15 protein-coding genes are annotated in these 16,353 nt (G+C 53.7%); 6 read left to right on the top strand and 9 right to left on the bottom strand.

The window, feature by feature from the left end; genetic code table 11:
- Positions 1–115 precede the first annotated feature (115 nt).
- From rpsO to ACJJI7_RS02595, 5 genes are all read left to right on the top strand, one after another.
- Positions 116–385: a 30S ribosomal protein S15 gene (gene rpsO, locus ACJJI7_RS02615; RefSeq protein ID WP_020412406.1), complete on the top strand. Its 270-nt coding sequence runs from the start codon at positions 116–118 to the stop codon at positions 383–385.
- Positions 386–643: 258 nt separating this feature from the next.
- On the top strand, positions 644–2,767 hold the full coding sequence (gene pnp / locus ACJJI7_RS02610) for a polyribonucleotide nucleotidyltransferase (protein WP_020412407.1): 2,124 nt from the start codon (positions 644–646) through the stop codon (positions 2,765–2,767).
- A 130-nt stretch (positions 2,768–2,897) separates the two neighbouring features.
- Positions 2,898–3,548 (top strand): hypothetical protein, encoded by a 651-nt coding sequence (locus tag ACJJI7_RS02605; protein ID WP_353375954.1) that lies wholly within the window; start codon positions 2,898–2,900, stop codon positions 3,546–3,548.
- On the top strand, positions 3,541–3,951 hold the full coding sequence (locus ACJJI7_RS02600; protein WP_353375955.1) for a GFA family protein: 411 nt from the start codon (positions 3,541–3,543) through the stop codon (positions 3,949–3,951). The genes ACJJI7_RS02605 and ACJJI7_RS02600 overlap by 8 nt, the downstream gene beginning before the upstream one ends.
- Positions 3,952–4,071: 120 nt before the next feature.
- Positions 4,072–5,040, top strand: coding sequence for a zinc transporter ZntB (locus tag ACJJI7_RS02595; RefSeq protein ID WP_026304979.1), 969 nt, complete (start codon positions 4,072–4,074; stop codon positions 5,038–5,040).
- Positions 5,041–5,080: 40 nt separating this feature from the next.
- Here ACJJI7_RS02595 and ACJJI7_RS02590 read toward each other — a convergent pair whose 3' ends face one another.
- From ACJJI7_RS02590 to pcnB, 6 genes are all read right to left on the bottom strand, one after another.
- Positions 5,081–6,118 carry an endonuclease/exonuclease/phosphatase family protein gene (locus ACJJI7_RS02590; protein ID WP_444901015.1) on the bottom strand — a complete coding sequence of 346 codons (1,038 nt, stop codon included), beginning with the start codon at positions 6,116–6,118 and terminating at the stop codon, positions 5,081–5,083.
- Positions 6,119–6,412: 294 nt separating this feature from the next.
- Entirely contained in the window at positions 6,413–7,204 is a 792-nt protein-coding gene (locus ACJJI7_RS02585; protein WP_282952527.1) for an acyl-CoA thioesterase, read from the bottom strand.
- Positions 7,205–7,284: 80 nt separating this feature from the next.
- Entirely contained in the window at positions 7,285–8,097 is an 813-nt protein-coding gene (panB, locus tag ACJJI7_RS02580; protein ID WP_020412412.1) for a 3-methyl-2-oxobutanoate hydroxymethyltransferase, read from the bottom strand.
- Positions 8,098–8,102: 5 nt separating this feature from the next.
- Complete coding sequence (locus tag ACJJI7_RS02575; protein WP_444901016.1) at positions 8,103–8,789, bottom strand: deoxynucleoside kinase; 687 nt, start codon at positions 8,787–8,789, stop codon at positions 8,103–8,105.
- Positions 8,790–8,897: 108 nt separating this feature from the next.
- Positions 8,898–9,374, bottom strand: coding sequence for a 2-amino-4-hydroxy-6-hydroxymethyldihydropteridine diphosphokinase (gene folK / locus ACJJI7_RS02570; protein WP_444901017.1), 477 nt, complete (start codon positions 9,372–9,374; stop codon positions 8,898–8,900).
- Positions 9,374–10,753, bottom strand: a complete 1,380-nt coding sequence (gene pcnB, locus ACJJI7_RS02565; RefSeq protein ID WP_282952528.1) for a polynucleotide adenylyltransferase PcnB — start codon at positions 10,751–10,753, stop codon at positions 9,374–9,376. Before pcnB ends, folK begins: the two co-directional genes overlap by 1 nt.
- Before the next feature lie 645 nt (positions 10,754–11,398).
- Here pcnB and ACJJI7_RS02560 point away from each other — a divergent pair.
- Entirely contained in the window at positions 11,399–11,587 is a 189-nt protein-coding gene (locus ACJJI7_RS02560; protein ID WP_444901018.1) for a hypothetical protein, read from the top strand.
- 16 nt (positions 11,588–11,603) lie between these two features.
- Here the strand turns inward: ACJJI7_RS02560 and ACJJI7_RS02555 are convergent, their stop codons facing one another.
- The 3 genes from ACJJI7_RS02555 to ACJJI7_RS02545 form a co-directional block, all read right to left on the bottom strand.
- Positions 11,604–12,995, bottom strand: a complete 1,392-nt coding sequence (locus tag ACJJI7_RS02555; protein ID WP_444901019.1) for a sigma-54-dependent transcriptional regulator — start codon at positions 12,993–12,995, stop codon at positions 11,604–11,606.
- A gap of 127 nt (positions 12,996–13,122) precedes the next feature.
- The gene (locus ACJJI7_RS02550) at positions 13,123–16,083 is read right to left on the bottom strand and encodes an ATP-binding protein (RefSeq protein WP_020412418.1); all 2,961 of its coding nucleotides are present in this window, start codon (positions 16,081–16,083) and stop codon (positions 13,123–13,125) included.
- A complete protein-coding gene (locus tag ACJJI7_RS02545) occupies positions 16,073–16,249 on the bottom strand; it encodes a hypothetical protein (RefSeq protein ID WP_169337099.1) in 177 nt (58 codons plus the stop codon). Before ACJJI7_RS02545 ends, ACJJI7_RS02550 begins: the two co-directional genes overlap by 11 nt.
- Between the last annotated feature and the right edge of the window lie 104 nt (positions 16,250–16,353).

The following is a 16,353-nucleotide window of genomic DNA, read 5'->3' as shown; positions in this document are numbered from 1 at the left end:
AAGCGGTGTGAGTGAAAGTGCCGGGCGGTTGCGCCCACAATAGCGATTAGCTGGTCTGTAAATATGCACGGGCCAGCCGGATCTTTTAAAGCATATTACGACGAGGTAATTCGTTATGGCACTGACTGCAGTTGAAAAAGCAGCCATCCTGAAAGAGCACGGCCAATCCGAAGGCGATACCGGTTCCCCGGAAGTCCAGGTAGCCCTGCTGACCGCCAATATCAACAAACTGCAGGGTCACTTCTCTGCGCACAAGCAGGATCACCACTCTCGCCGTGGTCTGATCCGCATGGTAAACCAGCGTCGCAAGCTGCTGGATTACCTGAAGCGCAAGGATCTGAACCGTTACGCACAGCTGATCGCCAAGCTCGGCCTGCGTCGCTAAGACCCTGGAATGCCCGCCTTTGGCGGGCATTCTTTTTTAATGCTTGCTAAAAAGTGGCTTAGTTGTCACTTTTGGCAGACACGCAGCATGGCCTTAAGGGATAAACCCAAATGAAAGTGCTGCGCTTGCACCGGCCACCCTGGTCGGTGGCGGTACATCCCCGTACCGCCCTGGGCAGGAGGTTTGGAGCCCCGGCCCCGGCAAATATGTAGGGGTTACTGGAATGGGCCAGTAACCGTAAGGAAATAGGAAAAACTAGTGAATCCAGTAAGCAAAACTTTCCAATACGGACAACACCAAGTCACCATCGAGACCGGCCGTATTGCGCGCCAGGCTACCGGTGCTGCCCTGGTTAGCATGGGAGAGACTGTCGTCCTGTGTACTGTTGTCGGCGCTAAAGAAGCCAAGCCAGATCAGGGCTTCTTCCCGTTGTCCGTGCACTATCAAGAAAAAGCCTACGCGGCTGGCAAAATTCCCGGTGGTTTCTTCAAGCGTGAAGGCCGCCCGTCTGAAAAAGAAACCCTGACTTCCCGTCTGATCGATCGCCCGATCCGCCCGCTGTTCCCGAACGGCTTTATGAATGAAGTTCAGGTGATGTGTACTGTTCTCTCCGCGGAGAAGGACATGGATCCGGATATCGCTGCCATGATCGGCACTTCCGCAGCGCTGTCTGTTTCCGGTATTCCCTTCGCTGGCCCCATCGGTGCTGCGCGTGTGGGTTACACCCAGCAAGACGGCTACCTGCTGAACCCGGGCTACGAAGCTCTGAAGACCTCCGAGCTGGACATGGTCGTTGCCGGTACCAAAGACGCCGTACTGATGGTGGAGTCCGAAGCCCAGGAGCTGCCGGAAGACATCATGCTGGGTGCCGTACTCTACGCACACCAGGAAATGCAGGCCATTATCAAGGTTTGTGAAGAGCTGAAAGCGGAAGCGGGCAAGCCCCAATGGGACTGGCAGGCTCCGGCGGAAAACACCGAGCTGAAAGCTGCCCTGGACGCTCAGTTTGGCGAGAAGGTTGCCGAAGCCTACCGCATCACCAACAAGCAAGAGCGCAGCACCCGCCTGGCGGAACTGCGCGGCGAAGCCGCTGAAGCCCTGGCTACCGAAGAAATTAGCGCCGATCTGGTAAAAAGCTACTTCGGCAAGCTGGAGAAGAAGCTGGTGCGCGGCGCTGTAGTGCGTGGCGAGCCCCGTATCGACGGTCGCGACAGCAAGACTGTACGTTCGATCGCTGTGGAAGTTGGCGCTCTGCCCAAGTCCCACGGCTCTGCGCTGTTCACCCGTGGTGAGACCCAGGCTCTGGTAGTGGCTACCCTCGGTTCCACTGGTGATGCACAGATCATCGACGCCCTGGAAGGTGAGCGCAAAGACTACTTTATGCTGCACTACAACTTCCCTCCCTACTCTGTAGGTGAAGCGGGTCGTGTCGGTGCTACCGGTCGTCGCGAAATCGGTCACGGCCGCCTCGCTCGTCGCGGTATCGCTGCAGTTCTGCCGAGCCCGGACAGCTTCCCCTACACCGTGCGTGTGGTTTCCGAAATCACTGAATCCAACGGTTCCAGTTCCATGGCTTCCGTTTGTGGTTCCAGCCTGGCGCTGATGGATGCGGGTGTTCCGCTGAAGGCACCGGTAGCCGGTATCGCTATGGGCCTAGTGAAGGAAGACGAAGGCTATGCGGTTCTGACCGATATCCTCGGTGACGAAGACCACCTCGGCGATATGGACTTCAAAGTAGCGGGTACCGCCTCTGGTGTGACCGCGCTGCAGATGGACATTAAGATCGAAGGTATTACCGAAGAGATTATGGAAACCGCTCTGGAGCAGGCCCTGCAAGCGCGTCTGCACATCCTCGCGGAAATGAACAAGGTGATCGACTCTTCCCGTACCACCGTGAATGAGAACGCACCGCGCTACGCGACCCTGAAGATTCATCCGGACAAGATCCGCGACGTGATTGGTAAGGGCGGTGCGACTATCCGCTCCATCACTGAAGAGACCGGCGCCTCCATCGATATCGAAGATGACGGCACTATCAAGGTCTTCGGTGAAGACGGTGAGAGCCTGGAAGCGGCGGTAACCCGCATCGAGGAAATCACTGCGGAAGCTGAGATCGGCGCTATCTACGAGGGCACTGTGGTGCGTATCGTGGACTTCGGTGCATTCGTTAACTTCCTGCCGGGTAAAGACGGCCTGGTACACATCTCCCAGATTGCTGAGGAGCGTGTTAACGCTGTAACTGATTACCTGAGTGAAGGCCAGAAGGTATTCGTAAAGGTACTGGACGTGGACCAGCGTGGACGTATCAAGCTCTCTATCAAAGAAGCCAAAGCCGATCAGGCTGCTTCTGCAGAGGAGAAGCAGGGTTCCGAAGAGGCGTAAGCCTTAAAAGACCTGAAAAAACCCGGCCTTGAGCCGGGTTTTTTTATGGATTTTTTAAGGGGGGCAGAGCCTTTATGGCATTTAGTAAAGATATTTTTAGGTTAGAATCCAAAGAAAAAAGGGGAAAACCTTGCTTAATTTCTGGCTTCTCGACCTAATACTGGGGCTCACCTGCCTGTTGATGGCCAATCAATACTGGTACCTCACACGAGAGCGTTTCCAATCTGCAGCTTTGATTATTGTCGCTGCATTGTTGTGCATGGCCCTCGCAGCTTTGGTCGGTGCTTACCGCTACGGAATAGACCCCGGTATAACCGAGCTACATCGGGCACTCTCACGACTTTCCGGCTTTACTTCTTTTCTACTAATTGGCATCGGCCTCCTTTGGGCTCGGCTAGAGCTAACATGGGGTTCGGATAACCGGGCTCCAGCCTATGTGGTAATGGTGCTGGTCCTCGCCAGCGCAATTGGCTTCAGCGAGAGTGGGATCTTGATGCCTTCGACGGTAGTGGATCTCTACTCAGCCCTGGGTTTGCTGCTCTGGTTATTGGTGGCCCTATTGGAACTAGTTGGATCTGGCAGACTTCCACGAAACCATGCTCTATTACTGGGTGGTGGTGCCTTGCTGGCGGTAATAAGCGGGCTTTTGATCGGTACTGGTTCTTCGAAGCTGCTGGGCCTGGCGCGCACGAATTGGTTCCACCTCCTTTTAGCCGTTTCTGTTTTTTCCCTGCTATGCGCGCGGCCGTTGTTTATCCGAGATAAATCTGCTGATGAATGAAATAACTACCAAACTGCAAGGGGGCTGCCACTGTGGAGCCGTGCGTTTTACTGCTCTGCATAAGCGTAACAATGATGACCCCTTGGTAGCTCACGCTTGTAATTGCTCTATGTGTGAAAAGCTAGGCTATTTGCACTTGATAGTGCCTGCGCAGAATTTTGAGCTGGTGAGCGGAGAGGATGTGCTCAGCTGCTACACCTTCAATACAGGTGTTGCCAAGCACTATTTTTGTAGCCGCTGTGGGGTGAAGTCTTTTTATATCCCACGCTCAAACCCTGATGGCTACAGTCTCAATGCTCGATGTCTGGATGAGCGGCCGCGGGGACTTAAAGTGCAGCCTTTCGATGGGCAGAACTGGGAACAGCATGCAGCAGAGCTGGCGCACCTGAGCCAGAATGAGTAATTATCGAGCCCCACCTCTTTTGTATCGCTGCAGTGAAACGGGGCTAACTTGACGCTATTTAAAACCCTCGGTGGAGGGTGACTTCTCCACCGAATGTTTAGCGAATGGAATTTTAAGTCCATGGAATCTGGGCATATTCACGCAACCCTGCTTGATAGGAATGGCTCAGGTCGGGAAATGACCTGGCCTGAAGTGGAGTCCTGGCATCCCCGCCAGGGCTTGCTGTGGCTTCACTTCGATAGCGCTGATGAAGAGGTTTCAGCTTGGATACGCGATAATAGTGGGCTGCAGCCTGTGGTTGTAGAGGCGTTGTTGGCTAAAGAGATTCGACCGCGCACCCTGGCTGTCGATGATGGACTTTTCCTTGCAATGTGTGGAGTGGACCCAAAGCACAAGTCCCGGAGGGAAAACCGGGTCTCTATTCGAATTTGGGTGGAAGAGAACCGTATTATCAGCACCGGTAAAAGACGCCTGTTGGCAGAGGAGGATTTGATTTCCCGTCTGCGCAGTGGTTGTGGACCGCGTGGTACTGCAGCACTGGTAGTGTCCCTGGCTGATCTGCTTGTGCTGCGCATGGGAGACCGGGTTGATGACTTTGAAGAAAAGGTTGACGCGCTTGAGGATCAGTTACTCGAGTGGTCGGTGAAGGGCCTGGGTGCGAATTTAGTCCAGTTTCGCAAGCGGACAATTGCCCTGCGACGATACCTCTGTCTGCAGAGGGAGGTTTTAACTCGTATGCAGCAGGAGTCGGTACCCTGGTTTGATGAAGGGAGCCATGTCTTACTGGCGGATATCAACGAACGCTTGCAGCGGCACATCGATGATATAGATACAGTGCGTGAGCGGGCGGCGATTGCCCAGGAGGAGCTGCTGAGTCGTAATTCCGACCAACTCAACAGTCGTATGTATGTTTTGTCGATGGTTGCAGCAATTTTCCTGCCTTTAAGCTTTTTAACCGGGTTGTTTGGAATTAATGTCGGTGGGATTCCATGGGCGCAAGCTCGAGAGGGCTTCCTGGCATTTTGTATTCTGCTGGCAATAGCACTTGCCGGACAAGTCGCTTTTTTTTACTGGAAAAAGTGGCTCTGAGGCTCCCTCCAATCCCCTGTGAAGGAAGCTCTTTATCTGGCTAGTTTTTTGCCCAGGAAAAATCTACAAAAACTGGATCGTGATCACTTAATCCAGAATAAGCTGGGGACCCGATAAAATAGTTGGTGACTTCCAGTGTGTAGTTGGGATTATTGTTGATAACCACTACATGGTCAGTGTCGTTTTGAAGCTCATCGGCACAGGCCTCCAGGCTGGTATCGCTGCCGGAGAGCATGTATTGGCAGGCGTGCTTGCCTCCGGTCTTCTCAAAGAAGGCCTTCCATGTCTGATAATTGACACCGCGCCAGTCATTATCATTTTCATCAAATGCCATATTGAAATCGCCGGCCAAAATAACGGTGGCATTACTCGAGTGTGCAACGATCATATCGGCGATTTGATCGAGTTGCTTTGCCTTGGCGCTGAGGTCTTCATCCTGATGGCCTGCATCCATATGGGTGTTGTAAATATGCACATGATAATTTTCAGTCACTTCGACCTTGGCTACGGTGAAGCCTTTTTCGGTATCACAATCGTTGCCTGAGCACTTATTGAAGGTTTCCTCCTCATAGGTCGCGAAGGAATAATCGTTATCATCACGATTGTCCCGATCAAAGGGGAACTTAGAAAAAGTCAGTAGACCGTTGCCAAAAGAGGTGCCACTACCTTTCCAGTGTTTTGAACGATAGGGAACGGTGTCGTTGCTTAGCTTATCGTCGTCATCTAGATAGTTGGCTTTGGTTTTGTTCCAAACCTCCTGCATTAACCACAGATCTTTGGGATTGTCATTGAACGTGCGAATAATTTGTTTGAAATCTGACTTACTATTACCACCTATACATTGTAAAAAACCGTCCATATTGTACACAATCATGTTAAAGGTGCCTGAGTTGGCATCTTTAAAGCTGGTGTCACCATACTCGTAGCCGTCCAGGTCTTTCGAGCCGGTGTCATCGACATCGCCAATAAATTCGAACCAGTTGCACGAGGTAATAGCATCCCAAACGTCTTCAAAATCTGCTGCGCTGGCTGGAAAACTGGTGAGCAAGGCGAGACAAATAAATATTTTTTTTATCATTATTGATTTCTCCACATTTGTTACCGCGAGTTAATTGTGGAGGGATTTGTAAAGCTCTTGAGTTGAGGCTTTGTCCCTCCGCGGGTGGGGATGATGGAAAGCGTAGATTACAAATTGGAGTAAAAAATATTTTCTTTATTTTATTTTTATGTAATGGCGGCGCCAAAATGTACTTTTTGGGAAAAAAATAATGAAATCAATAAAAGAAAAGATGGAATTGCGCCAAACTCGTGGGGCAGGTAAGGATTGAAAGATCTAAGGCACTTCTTCCATAGGCATGGCTAATTCGTTTTTTTAGCCAAAAATTGTGACCATTTGCCGGGACAGGGCGACAAGTTTGCCGCTGACATCCCATAGGCGGGCTTGGATCACAGCGTAGCCATCCCCTGCCTGTTCAACTTCGGCAAGATACTGCCACCAGTCAGATGCCTTGTGATTGGGGAGGGGCTCCATAAACTCCACTGTCCATGTTAATGAGCTGGCTGGAGCTGGTGTTTTAAGCATTGGCAAAGTGGCAGGGGGCCAGGCATCAATCAGGGCGAGGAGATGGCTAATGGATACTGTATTCTCACTGCCATCCTTAAAGCGTACCCAACCGCCCAACTGCCTCTCTTGAGTTCCACTAAAAGGCAATTGACCCAGGGCAATACGGTAATCAAATTTCTGCGTAAACTCCGGCACTACACCTTCAATGTAGGGGAGCGCCATGCATTGTTCAGGCTTGCTAAATTCTGGTGCTGTTGCCACGCCCACCTTCACTGAGGAATCCCTGCCTCGACCATAGCTGGCCAGCCCCGCAAGTACGACAGTGCCGCCTTGGCACAGATGACCCTGCACTTGAGTGACGGAGCGCCCGGCACGTAAAACTTCTGCGGAGCGTTGTACCGCTTCTGCGCCTACTGGGGCGACAAATGAGAAGGTTGCAGAGCGCAGGCTGCTGTCCTCAGCTACTTCCGCTGTCATTTTTTCCTGGAGCATTGTTGCTACCAGGCCGCCAAAGGTGGCACGCCCCTGGCTCCAGCCTTCGGGGACAGCGATGTTGTCCTGGCCTGGATTCCACTCAAGGAGTAGTTGATCGAAGTTCATAGTGTTACCGCTGGGCAGGCAGCCTCCGATGGAGCTGCCTGCGAGAGTGCCGAGGCTGTTTAATGTCCGGGCAAATGATATTAACTGAAAGTGTGGGAGTCGCCAGGGAAGATGCCGAGCTTGACGTCTTCAGCGTACTTGCGCAGGGCCCCGGGGATGTCCTCTGCCTCTACCAGGAAGTTCTTGGAAAATTTTGGCGGTTGTTCGGTGAGACCGAGAATATCGTTGATAACCAATACCTGGGCATCCGTGTCACGACCGGCGCCGATGCCTATGGTAGGCATTGAAACTGTTTCGGTGATGCGTTTTGCCAGGGCGGTTGGGACACACTCGAGTACCAACAGGTCAGCGCCCGCCTGGTCTAGCAGGATGGCATCCTCAAGCATCTGTTCTGCATGCTTTTCATCGCGGCCCTGAACACGGTAGCCTCCGAGTTTGTGAACCGATTGAGGAGTGAGTCCCAAGTGGGAGCAGACGGGGATGCCCCGGTCAGTGAGCATCTTAACGGTATCGACCAACCAGGCGCCGCCTTCAATTTTCACCATATGGGCGCCTGCCTGCATGATGCGGGTGGCATTGGTCAAAGCCTGTTCCGGAGTGGCATAGGTCATAAACGGCATATCGCCCATGATCAGGGATTTCTTGTTGCCGCGCGCTACTGCTTCCACATGGTAAATCATTTGCTCCATGGTTACCGGTACCGTGCTGTCATACCCGAGTACTGTCATACCCAGGGAATCGCCCACCAACAATGTTTCTACTCCGGTTTTTTGTGCCATGGCTGCCATAGGCGCGTCGTAAAGGGCCACGGTAATAAACTTTTCACCATTTGCCTTCATTTTGCGCAGGGTCTGAACGGTGACGAGCTTCTCTAATTCAGAAGGTGCATACATAACGATTAACTTCCCGGGTTGTAGTAGTGTCGGCCTTTGGTCACTGTAAGCATGTACTCGACCAGCTGACGGTAATCCTTAGGGCTATCGACAATATCGATTTCCTCACTGTTGACGATCAGCAATGGTGAGCTTTCGTAGAAGTGGAAAAACTGGGTGTAGGCGTCGTTGAGCGTTGCCAGATACTCATCGCTAATGGCGCGCTCTGCGGGAATACCGCGGTTGCGAATGCGTGCCTGTAGTACTTCCAGCGGTGCCTGCAGGTAAATTACCAGGTCTGGCTTGGGAGCCTCTAAGGTTAAGTGTTGGAAAACTTGCTGGTAGAGCGCCAACTCGTCCTTATCCAGGGTTACCTGGGCGAACAGCTGGTCCTTTTCGATCAGAAAATCTGCCACCCGTACCGGCTCGAACAGGTCGTCTTGACGCAGGGCCTGAATCTGTTGGGACCGCTGCAGAAGGAAATGCAGTTGAGTCGGTAGCGCGGCGTTATTGGGGTCGCGGTAGAAGCGTTCGAGGAAGGGGTTTTCCTCTGGCAGCTCCAGTAGGGTGTCATAGTTGAAGGTAGTGGCAAGCTTCTTGGCCAATGTGGTTTTACCTACACCGATATTGCCTTCCACGGCAATAAATTTCGGCAAAGTCCTGTCCGACAGGCCGAATTCACACGGATTGGTTTCGCTGTTGTCGATAACCACGTGTTCGACTCCTCTTGTTGGGGCGTCTTCCCTGATGGGCTGCAGGCGCCAAAGTACTATTAAGCGGGGCGCTCAGTCGAGTACTTTTATCGCGCTATCGGAGGTTGCTCAGATTTTATTCAGGCGGTTTTGCGGACAGTTCTGCAGCAATTGCTGTAATGGATCGCCGTTAGGCAGCTGTAACTGGGGCTCCAGTTCAGCCAGTGGCAGGAGTACGAAGTTGCGCTCTGCCATACGTGGGTGTGGTACTTGCAAGCGCACGTTATCAATTTGCTTTTCTCCAAATAGCAATATATCCAGGTCGAGGGTGCGCGCTCCCCAGCGCACTGAGCGCTCGCGACCGTGAGCGGCCTCAATAGACTGTAACTGGTCGAGTAGCTCAATCGGTGAGAGTGATGTGTTCAACTCAGCCACTGCATTGACATAATCCGGTTGCCCGCTTGGGCCTATGGGGGCGCTGCTATAAAAACTGGAACAGCGCAGTAGGCAGCTGCTGGGGATTTTGTCCATTGCTGTGAGGGCACTGCGCAGCTGCCTCTGTGGCTCAGACAGATTACTGCCGAGCCCGATATAAACTCTTTCCATCACTCAGCTGCCCTGGGTTTGCGCCGGCGTCCACTGCGAGAGTTACGTCCGCGGCGATTACCTCCGCCACTGCGCTGTAGTTTGCGCACCATTTGCTGACGCAGCTCGTCATCGGCTTGCTGGAAGTCCGTCCACCACTTACCAAGGCCGGCCTCAATTTCGCCACTTTCCTCGCGCAGCAGCAGGAAGTCATAAGCTGCACGGAACCGGGGATGCTCCGTTTGGCGCTGAGCGCGGCTGCCACCACGTTGGGGCAGGCGGTGCTGCAGGTCCCAGATCTCACGCATGGGGATAGAGAAGCGTTTGGGTATAGCGGTATGGGCCAGCTGGTTACTGGTAATCTTTTGGGCTGCCTGGGCGAGGGCTGGCGCCGGTGGAATACCTTTTTCCACCAGTTTTTGTTGCTCTTCGTTTACTGCTGGCCACAGCAGGGCGGCATAAAGGAAGGCGGGGGTGACGCGCATATCCGCCTGGATACGTTTGTCTGTGTTGCGCAGTGCTCGCCTGGTCAGCTCCAGGGCAGCGGGGCTCTTCTCAATTTGGCGGGCATTGTCCGGGAACAGGTGCTGCCACAAATGGTAGCGGTGCAAATGCTCAAAAGTACGCTCGCCCTGTCCACTCATTAGTAATTTGAGTATCTCATCGAACAGGCGGGCTGGAGCGATATTGCGCAGCAATGGCGCAAGCTCCTGTAAAGGCGCTGCAGTTTTGCTCTCGATCGCGAAGTCCAGCTTAGCGGCGAAACGTACCGCGCGCAGCATCCGTACAGGGTCCTCTTTATAGCGGGTGGTGGGCTTGCCGATCATACGGATCAAGCGCTTTTCAATATCCTCGACCCCACCAGTGTAATCGTGGATGGCAAAACCATTAGTGGTGTAGTAGAGCGCATTGACGGTGAAGTCCCTGCGCATGGCGTCACTTTCGAGATCACCGTAGACGTTGTCCCGCAGCAGCATACCGTGCTCGGACTGCCTTGCTTCATGCTCTTCGCCATCACTGTGGTGTCCGCGGAAAGTGGTTACCTCAATGACCTCGCGGCCGATACGAGCGTGCAGGATACGGAAACGCCTTCCCACAATACGAGCGCCGCGGAATAATTCCTTGGCCTGTTCTGGCGTCGCATCGGTAGCAACATCGAAGTCTTTAGGGTGGCCGCCTAGCATCAGGTCGCGAACACCGCCACCGACAATATAAGCCTGGTAACCAGCATCCTGTAGACGCTTCATAACTGTCAGGGCCGCGCGGCTGATCTCTCGGCGGGAGATATTGTGGTCATTGCGGGCGATGACCCGGGGGCCTTTGTTGGCCGGCTTGCGCCAGCGCTTAATACTACTAATCAGATTGTTGAGCATACGGCTGTCTATTTTGACTGCTGCCATTCGTAAATGACCGGAAAAGCCCCGCTGGTGCTCAGGCCACACTTCCGGTGGCAGCAGGTTTGGTACCCGCGCGTCTCTACCCCTTTTGACCAGGGCGTTCTCTGCGGCACTGCTGGGGCCTCATATACCTGGGCGGGCCCAGGGGGCGAAGTCCGTAACCAGGGGTGCCAATGGCATCGATTGCCGGTGAGTTGGATTCGCGGGCGCGATTCTAACACACGCAAAGGAATGCGCCCGCAATCTGCGGGTGCCGGGAAGTTTGGAGAAAAGATTTGGGAATTATTATTACCAGTATGAAGGCAGCGGCTTCCTTGCGCTCTCAATTTGCTATCAAGCAAACACCCTCTCCCAGGTACAATTCAGTCAGTTTGCAACGCGCTTGTTGTTATTTTTATTCTTTCTTAAGGTTTATTGTTATTATTTATTGTTGTTCTTACGGTTTTGGCCACTCATTGCTTTTATTGTCGGCCTCCCCATTATTCTTATTGTGTTTCGCCCGCTTATTGTGAGTAGTTATAGGGCTTTTAACGGTCATTTATTTTTATTGTTGGCCGTTTTCAAATTTTGTACTAAGGGTAAAGCACTTAGTGTGCCAACTTTTAAAAATTGATATAAATCAATAAGTTACAATCTTTACGAAATTTGATGGAACTTTTTTTAAGTCCATTGCGTTACGTAAAGTGCGGCAATTGTTACTTGCAGGGCGTCTTGGGTAACACTTCTTTTGTTACCGATGTGGTAGTTGAGGAGCACAAAGGGACAGCGTGCGGTATACCCACAGTAGAGGGGGAGTATTTAGAGGGGGGTTACCTGGGGGCCGCGGTGAGGGCCTAAGCCCCGAAAGAGGGCATCAGGCCTCTGCAACTGCGCTACGGCGGGTTTTCTTGCGGGGGATGCCCAGTTTTTGACGGCGCTCCCACAGGCATTTGCGGCTGACCCCCAGCTTTTTGGCCAGCTCAGTTTCACTCATAGTGTCTTGATGCTCGATCACGAAGCGGGCGAAGTAATCTTCCAGTGACAAGTCCTCACGGGGGTCTGTGTGCAGGCTTCTGGGGCGAGAAATCTCACCAGTCTCTTCCACAGGCACCAGGTCCAGGTCGATATCCAGTGTCTTGTGGTTAATCTCCCGACTGTCGCGATCGGTGAGGATCACAGCGCGCTGAATAGCGTTTTCCAACTCGCGTACGTTACCGGGCCATGTGTAGGTCGTAACAGCCTGGATGGCCTCTGGAGATAAGCGGAGCAGGGAGCGCTCTATTTTGGTGCAAAACCTTTCCAGTAGGTGCTCTGCCAGTGCAAGCACGTCTCGTCCACGCTCTCTCAGAGGTGCCAGGGTCATTTGTACGACATTGATACGGTAGTAAAGGTCTTCACGGAACTTGCGCTCTGCCGCTAGTTGACGGAGGTTGCGGTGGGTTGCTGTTACCAGTCGCACATTGACCTTACGTGACTCGATAGAGCCGATAGGGCGTACTTCCCCTTCCTGGATCACCCGAAGAAGGCGAGCCTGGGCTTCCAGGGGAAGCTCGCCAATTTCATCGAGAAACAGAGTGCCTCCATCAGCGGCAGCAACAAGCCCCTCACGGGCACTTTGGGCGCCGGTAAAAGCGCCTTTTTCGTAACCAAATAGCTCTGACTCGATCAACGTTTCGGGAATGGCTGCACAGTTAACAGATATCAGCGGCTTGCCTGCCCGGCGGCTCTCCTCATGAATGGCGCGGGCCACCAGTTCCTTACCGGTACCGGTTTCACCATGTACCAGCACAGTGGCGTCTGTTGGCGCGACCTTGTGGATACGGCTGTAAAGCTCTCGCATCACCTGGCTGCTACCGATCATGCCGGCAATCGTGCCGGTATTATCTTTCTCTGAGGGTGCCTGTGCGCGGCTCTGCTCAGCCTTGCCGATAACTCGCCGCACAGTGGCAATCATCTCATCGTGATCAAAGGGCTTAGCAATATAGTCTGCCGCGCCCATACGCATGGAATCCACCGCAGATCTGAGGCTGGCGTAGCTGGTCATAATCAACACCGGAACTTCGCCAGCATGCTTGAGCAGGTCGGTGCCTGGGGCACCGGGCAGGCGTAGATCGGAGATCACCAAGTCCACTTCATTTACGCGGTATTTGCTCAGGGCCTCGCGTACTGACCCCGCCTCACTGACCTTGTAGCGATGCCGCTCCAGCAGTTTGCGCAGCGCCGTTCGAATAATGGCTTCATCTTCGACGATCAGGATGTGGCTCATGTGTTACGCCTGGTTACAAAATGCTCAATAAGCGCCTAGTTTTACCTGCGCGCCGTTTCTATGCAACTCAAATACTGAGAATTGATTGCTTTTTGATTAAAAAATATTCAATTTGGCAATCTACGCCTCAACCCGCCAGTGGCAGCTGCACAATAAACTTGGCGCCACGTCCCGTCTCCCGGTTGGCGGGACTCACTAACTCCAGTTGGCCTCCATGCTCTTCAACGATGCTGTATACCATCGCCAGGCCGAGGCCGGTGCCCTCGCCGGGTTCTTTTGTAGTGAAAAATGGCTCGAGTATACGGTCTCGGTGCTTGGCTGAGATACCGGGCCCGTTGTCAGTTACAGAGACACAGGCGCTGCCGTTGTCGATGTAGCCCTCGATCAGAATATGACCGCCATCGGGGCTGGCATCGCGGGCGTTACTGAGCAGGTTGATAAATACCTGGATCAGGCGCTGGTTATCTCCCGGAGCGATCAGGTCCTCAGGTACGGTATTGTCGAAACGCACTTCAGTTTTATCGCGCTGCAGGGACAGAAGGTTTACTGCTTCCTGCACACAGGCATAGAGGTCTACTGGGGCATGCTCGCTCTCCTGACTGCCACTGTGGGAGAAGTTGACCAATGAATGCACTATCCGGCTGATACGCTGGGTTTGACTAAGTATCTGGTCGGCGGTGTCCAGTACTTCTGGGTTGTCACAGTCAAACTGGAGGTTCTGTGCCAGGCAGGCAATGCCGGTCACAGGGTTGCCAACCTCGTGGGCGACTCCGGCAGCGAGGCGCCCTACCGAAGCCAGACGCTCGCTGTGAATCAGCTCCTGTTCCAGTACCTGGGTTTCGGTAATGTCTTCGAGCAATAACATCTGGCCGTCGCCGCGCTCGTTGCGTACACGATCGTTGCGACTGCGCTTCTGGCGCGTCTTGTGTAAATTGAGCCAGTGGCTGTTGCCATCCAGACTCACCTGCTGCTTAAAACGGCTGGCATCAGAGGATTCGGCAAATTCCGCCAGCAGCCCGCGCCAGGGCTCGGCGAGGTACTCCAGCTTGGAGCCGATTACCTCGCCGGCTGCAATACCGGTTAGGTCCTGCATGGCGTAATTCCAAAGCAGTACCTCACCGTCCCGGCCCAGGGAGCAGGCAGCCATGGGCAGCTCTTCCAGCATCTGGCGATGGTAGAGGCGCAGGTTGTTTAGCTCCCCTGCAAGCCCGGTGAGCTGGTGTTTATAGCGTCCCAGGCGCGTTTCTATTAAGTGGATATCCTTGTTAGCCGGTTGATCGCTGTTCTGGAATGGGAAGTGGCGGTCGATAATCTGCCCTGCCAGCACCCGCCCAAGCAGCCCGGAGAGGTTGGCCTCAAGCTTGTTGCGCAGCTGGCGCAGGGCGTAAGGTCGACGCTCATCATCCGGCAGGTCGAGCTGGTTGAGGGCGCGCTTGACCTCTTTATTGGCGGTGGCGGCACCGAGACTCTCCGCAAGACGCAAACGGAAATCTGCTGCGGATTCCACATCGAGACCTAATCGTAACGCTTGAGCAATAGTGTCATCACTACAAAGATCAGCAGCGTATTGCTCCAGGTTACTGGTGCGCGTAAAGAGTGACAGCCCGACAAATAGCAGAATGTTGATGCTGAGGGATAGAGTGGTGATCTGTGTCCAGATCGACATTCCTAGAGGTATCTGAATCGATGTACCGGGCAGAGTGATGCCGGTTAAGTCGAAAATAGACGGCAACATCAGGCCGCAGCCCCAAATCAGCATACCGCCCAGCAGTCCCCCGATAAAGCCGCGCCGGTTGCCGCGTGGCCAGTGAATTACCGCGAATATTCCCGGCAGGAATTGCAATGACCCGATAAACGCCAGTAATGCCAGGTCCGAAAGGGAGAGGCGGTTGTTCAACAGAAGGTAGAAGGCAAAGCCGGCAATAAACAGCGCGGCAATCAGCGCACGGCGCAGCCACACCAGCTGGCGATACATATTGTCCTCTGAGTGCCAGCGTGTACCGGGCAGCAGCCAATGATTCATTACCATGGTGGACAGTGCCAGGGTAATCATAATGAGCGCGCCGGTGGCAGCGGAGAGACCGCCGATAAAGGCCAGCGTGGTGAGCAGCGCTGAACCACTGGCTCTCGGCACCGCCAGCGAGAAGTACTGCACCGGTTCTGCCACATCCAGGGCGAAGCCCGCCCACATAATCGGAAAGATTGGCAGAGCCATCAGTAACAGAAATAGGGGGAAGCCCCAGCTGGCGGTACGCAAGGCCTGGCCTGTGGGGCGTTCAGCGATACTGAGATAAAAGATGTGCGGCATGGCCACAGCGGTGGCGATAAATACCAACAGTAAGGTGTGGGAGGAGCCCTGTTCAATGGGGGTGTAAAGCAGCTGTTGCATATCGCTGTTTTCAAGTAGCCACTGGTCGAGCCCCGAGAAACCGCCGAATACACCATAAACGGCATAGCCACCTACCGCAGTGAGAGCAACCAGCTTAACCAGGGATTCCAGCGCCATAGCACTGGCCAAGCCCTCGCCCCGTTCGCGGGTCGCGCCGTACATGCTGGTAAACACCGCCAAAAGCACACAGTAGAAGAAAGCAATGAGGTTCTTGCTGGAAACCCCACTGTCTGGCAAACCGAGCGCGGCAACACTATCCCGGGATAAAAGAGCCAGGGTTTCAGATACCGCCTGTATCTGCAGAGCTACCAGTGGTAACAGTGCCAGTAACATGAACAGGGTGGCGAGAATGCCTACCTGGCGACTGTGGTAGCGAAAAACCAGTAGATCCGCTGGGGAGTAGAGTTGGTAGCGCTGGGCAAGCCGCGCTAGCGGCTCTAGAGCTACTGGCGCAAATAAGAACATAGCGCCGGTGCCCAGGTAGTAGGCCAATACGCCATAACCATACTGCCAGGCCAGGTCGACAATACCGTAGAAAGTCCAGGCAGACAGCGAAACCCCCAGGGAGAGGACATAAACGAGTGGGTGGCGTACCCAGCGTGCGGGCAGCCAGCCCTTTGAGGTGGCGAAGGCCACAAAGAACAGAGTGGCAATATAAACGACGCCAATCAGGGCGATATGGGCTATTTCAAAGCTCATTCGATTTGCGTCTCCATTGGATAAAAATCGCCAACAGGATCAAAACGAACCAGAGAATAAAAGGGCGATACCAGGCGCCAACGGGATTGATCATCCAGGTAAAAATGGTGGGTGAAAACACATAGCCCACTAGCACGAGCAGTATTAACAGGGTGCGATTGCTCATAGACAGTCTTGGAAACCCGTTTGGGAAAAGGCATTAATGGTGGCCGGGATCACCTTGGATTTAGGGGCAAGGCGCTATTGGGATATGCGTATATTACCCAAAAG

This window comes from Microbulbifer variabilis (assembly GCF_056232115.1).
The sequence above is the reverse complement of the archived record's forward strand: the minus strand, read 5'-3'. Positions and strand labels throughout refer to the sequence as shown.